This window comes from Clostridium bowmanii, assembly GCF_018861315.1.
Classification (GTDB): Bacteria; Bacillota; Clostridia; order Clostridiales; family Clostridiaceae; genus Clostridium_AD; species Clostridium_AD bowmanii.
This window is the reverse complement of sequence record NZ_JAHLDL010000071.1, coordinates 1-4,717: the sequence shown is the minus strand read 5'-3', so window position 1 is coordinate 4,717 and position 4,717 is coordinate 1. Positions and strand designations below refer to the sequence as shown.

General features: G+C 32.3%; 3 protein-coding genes. 1 reads left to right on the top strand and 2 read right to left on the bottom strand.

The window, feature by feature from the left end; all coding sequences use genetic code 11:
- Positions 1–663: 663 nt before the first annotated feature.
- Both KPL51_RS22650 and KPL51_RS22645 read right to left on the bottom strand, forming a co-directional pair.
- Positions 664–2,568, bottom strand: a complete 1,905-nt coding sequence (locus KPL51_RS22650; protein ID WP_216166629.1) for a M56 family metallopeptidase — start codon at positions 2,566–2,568, stop codon at positions 664–666.
- A complete protein-coding gene (locus KPL51_RS22645; protein WP_216166626.1) occupies positions 2,552–2,944 on the bottom strand; it encodes a BlaI/MecI/CopY family transcriptional regulator in 393 nt (130 codons plus the stop codon). The genes KPL51_RS22650 and KPL51_RS22645 overlap by 17 nt, the downstream gene beginning before the upstream one ends.
- Positions 2,945–3,470: 526 nt before the next feature.
- Here KPL51_RS22645 and KPL51_RS22640 point away from each other — a divergent pair.
- Positions 3,471–4,661 (top strand): branched-chain amino acid transport system II carrier protein, encoded by a 1,191-nt coding sequence (locus KPL51_RS22640; RefSeq protein WP_224854738.1) that lies wholly within the window; start codon positions 3,471–3,473, stop codon positions 4,659–4,661.
- The last annotated feature ends 56 nt before the right edge of the window (positions 4,662–4,717 follow it).

Genomic DNA, 4,717 nt, shown 5'->3' with positions numbered 1-4,717 from the left:
CCATTTTATAAGTTCTATATCTTCAGAAGTGAATTTTTTACCGGAGTATTCCATGATAATATTGTCCATGATTTTGTTCCACCTACCTTTCCAATATTATCATAACATTGCAGTTATAGGTTTGTTCAGCGCCATTTAAGAAAAAGTTTTTCAAAAAAATTTATAGCCCTTGATATACAAGGGCTATATTATTATGCTTCAGCTCTGATGTTGATGAGGATACTAGATTATATTATCCAAACTTTATATATGAACAAGAGTCTCAATTTCTCCCCTTAATGTCCCCCTACAGGCAAATGAATCCATTAAAACCCCTTCCTCAATTGCCTCAAGGAGCACCATCTTCTGTGCCTCCAAACTTTATACCAGCCCAACCTCCACAAGAAGTTGGGATCACCCCTCTAGGTTTAACCCAAGGTGAAATTAGACCTTGTACCTATAGATTCCTTTATATGTGGTCAAGAACACGGGGTAGATTCTGGGCATGGCTTATATTTGCGGGACCTAGATCTGTATCAGGCTATCGTTGGTATATGAATACTTGGAGGTACTTCGTAATGGATTTGAATAATATTATTAGCTTCCGCTGCTTTTAAAATAGCATAACCAACATATACAATGCGCGAAATATTCAATTATTTCGTGCAATACTTCATACTAACTCTACTGCAATGCAGATTTAAGTAACTCTAATTTTTCACCCATCACTGAAAGATCACCATATTTCTTTTCAAAGGAATCCCTTGTGAATGAATAGGTATAATTATATTTTGCATCATCTAATTTCCCCTCAGACTGTGAATCACGATATGCAAATGTTACTTCATCGAGATTATCAATCATGCAAAATAAAACTAATGCATTTGTGCTCATATTAGAATAAGTTGCATTATTATCATCATTGGCAACAGGCCATTCACTAATATGTGATGCATTCTTTTTTGCTTCATAAAACACATTAAGCTTATATGGCTTTTTTTCTGTTACAAGTGAAGTATATTGTTGATTAAAGTAGTTATCAGGCACAGGAAGATTGCCTACAATAGCAGAAACCTTGCTATTGTCTCCTATATATGGAGTTTTATATTTTGAAATTTCAGTTAAATCGTAATTTGGCATATCAACTCTTATAACAAACCCATAGCTAACTGTTCCCCTATCTTTAAAATTTAATCTCAGGGTATAAACATATTCACCAGCATCTTGTGGAGCCATCATATATAAATTCCCATTCATAAAACTTGGTGATACTGGTTTAAATAATTCTATGGGCTTACCATCTTTATATATAGAAATTTTCTCTATTGAAAAGTCATATTTTTTATCCTTATTTAATTTCTGTGTTCCAATAATAAATTGTTGTCTTGCTATTACTGAAACAATGTTCTCTAATTTGTATTTAAAAACGTTAGGATCTTCTGAGTTAGCCTCAATACTTTTACCATTATATTGCCATAAATATGTGCCCATAAGTGCTACTTTAGTTTTTTGCTCTTCTGCATTTATATAAATTGCGGGTGGAATCGCTTTTCCAGTTCCAATTCCCGCACCTAAATAAAGTCCACCAAATATAACACCTAGAAGCAAAATTGCTGATAATATTATCACTTTTTTTGATTTTCTTGTATGATTCATAATTGCTATTAACCTTTCTTTTAAACCCTTTTTTTCTTCACACATAGTTACCTGTAATATCCCACTAGGGTATTTATACTGTGCTACAACAGATATCAATGTATCACCATAATCTTGTTTTTCTGCAGGACTAAGGTTTTTAATAACCGCTTCATCACAAGATAATTCACAAGAACTATTAATTTCCTTTTTAATAAAATACATAAGCGGGTTAAACCAGTGAATTGATGAGGCTAACATTGTTAGCCATTTTACCGGAATATCGAACCGTTTAAGATGTACAATTTCATGAAGCAGAATATTTTTGAGTTGCTTTTCATTAAATTTGATATCAGGAATAATAATAGAAGGTGTTACAATTCCGATTAGCATTGGTGTATTCAAAAACTGATTACGAAAAAGTTTTACCTTCCGTCGTCCATTCAATAATGTACCTAACATTTCCTTTTCACTATTTGTAGCTGAGATATTTGATTTCTTCAAGTATTTTAAAAATCGAGTATACCCTGTTAAGTTAACACTCAGTGTAATTATAACTCCCATTAGCCAAACATATAAACTATACTGTTTAAATAAATCATTAAAATATATTTTCTGCTTAACCTCACCATTATTAACAACATTAGATACGGTTCCTTTAACATTCAGTGATGAATTTGATTTTGATATATTTGTGCCAGTCTTTACTATTGGTTGAACTATATCTTGAGAATTAGCTACCACCAGTGCTTGATTACCATAAAATAATTTATTCATAATACTTGTTTCTAAAGAAAATGGCACTATAAGTCTTAGGAGTACCACAATCCAAATATAGTATTGTATAAATTTGAAAAGCTTGTGCTTTATAAATGGTTTTATTAAAAAAATTACCATTGCAAGAATGCTACCTGACAAGGAAAGCGATAGTATTAACTTAACTGTTGTGCTCATCACTAGCACCTACCTTAAATAGATTACGCAACTCCTCAATGTCAGTATCGTCTAGCTTTTCACTTCCTAACAGAGATGCCACAAGTTTTTTTGCACTTCCAGAATATAACCGGTTAATTAAACCTTGAGTGGTATATTGATTATATTCTGTCTCAGTAACCAAAGGCTTATAATAGAATACCTCTTTTTTGGTGGCTAAAACCACACCCTTTTCACAAAGTCTTCGAAGTAAGGTTTTTATTGTAGAAGCTTCCCATTTACTGGTCTGTTCAAGTGTTTTTCTAATATCTGCTATTCGAAGTTCATAACCAGCTTTCCATAGCACACGAATAACCTCAGCTTCTGAATCTGTTATCTTTGAAACCAATGAGCTCATATTCAGTCCCCCTTTAAGGTTACCGTTGTAACCTTAAAGACAGTTTACAGCCGTAACCTTTACATGTCAATATATAATTACTGTTTAAAATCTATTTTTCCTAAATATTAAAATATAGCTATATATAATTAAATATGCATAATTGTTATGTAAATATTTACATTAAACAATTTTGTTGATATCGTTTTATTAATATAATAATACTTTAAAGAGAAAAAGTAAAAGTCATAGGTTTTCAACAGAAAGTTACCGGTTGATGAGAGGTGCAGAAAACGGATTTTGAATATGTCTCTGAGTAGCGAACTGAAAGGGTTTTATATCTCAGTAGGCTTCTGACGGGTGCGACCGTTATATCGCAAAGGTATAAGTGCTTTTGCGCCGTGCCTTATGAGGTTTACACAGTGATGTGTAAATAAACCGAAGTGGTAACACGCGAGCATAGCTCCTGTCCTCTGCATTATGCAGAAGACAGGGCTTTTTTTTATATTCTTTTATATTCTTATTTATTTTAAAAGGAGGTGGTTTAGTGGACAGTGACATTAGCGATATAATACTTAATCTTAATAAAAATAAAATTTATGGAGGAATTACAATGAATAAATTATCAAGAAAAAATTTAATATTAGTTAGCTTAATGCTATTTTCAATATTTTTTGGAGCTGGAAACTTAATCTTCCCACCTGTACTTGGACAAATGTCAGGTACAAATCTTTTACTTTCTCTAGCTGGATCCCTTGCCTCGGCAGTATGTTTACCTATCCTTGCCGTAGCTGTTGTGGCAAAAGCCGATGGCCTTCAAAATTTAGCTAGAAGAGTTAATAAACCCTTCGCACTTATTTTTACATTATTAATATACTTATCAATAGGACCATTTTTAGGCATACCTCGTGCTGCTAGTTTATCTTTTGAAACAAGCATAGCACCATTTTTAAAAGCATCAGCTATTGGTGGAGCTTTGCCTCTTTTTGTATATACATTGTGCTTCTTTGGTTTAGCCTTTTGGTTAAGTATGACTCCTAATAAATTAATGGATCGTTTTGGCAAGGTACTAACCCCTGCTATCTTAATACTTATATTAATAATATTTATAGGTAGCTTAGTAAAACCTATTGGTGGCTTTAATGCTCCAATTGGGGATTATGGTAACTTCCCTGTATTAAAACGATTTTTAGATGGATATATGACTATGGATGCCATTGCTGCCCTTAATTTCGGAATAGTTGTTGCACTAGTTTTAAAAAAACAAGGAATTACAGATAAAATAGCTTTAAGCTCTTACACAATAAAAGCTGGGTTTATAGCTGGGCTTGTCTTAACTTTAATTACCTCATGTAGTGAATATTTTTCAAGGATAATTCCAAAAGTTAGCTATAAAGTATGGGTTACTGGAATAACACTATCTAGTATGCTCTTTGCAAATGTAGGTTTAACTAACATATTAAAGGTATCTGTACCTGTTTTAACGGCTATATATCCTATGGCAATAGTGCTTATTGTACTAGCATTCACCCATAACTTATTTAAAGGTTATAACTCCGTATATTCACTCAGTATGCTATTTACTGCTGTTTTTAGTGTATCTGATTCATTAAATCAAATTGGACTTAAAATGTCATTTTTGAATTCTATGCCTTTATCAAAGGAGGGACTTGTTTGGGTATTGCAATCCTTAGTTGGTGCTCTAACTTATATTCCGCTGAATGAATTTAGAAACTAATTATTTACTTAAAAGATATTTATTTACAATTATTTACAAAAAGGAATTTTTAGTTT

What these genes read in the sequence shown, in the direction of transcription:
- KPL51_RS22650 (WP_216166629.1), bottom strand. Translation starts at nt 2,568, where the DNA reads ATGAGCACAACAGTTAAGTTAATACTATCGCTTTCCTTGTCAGGTAGC.
- KPL51_RS22645 (WP_216166626.1), bottom strand. Translation starts at nt 2,944, where the DNA reads ATGAGCTCATTGGTTTCAAAGATAACAGATTCAGAAGCTGAGGTTATT.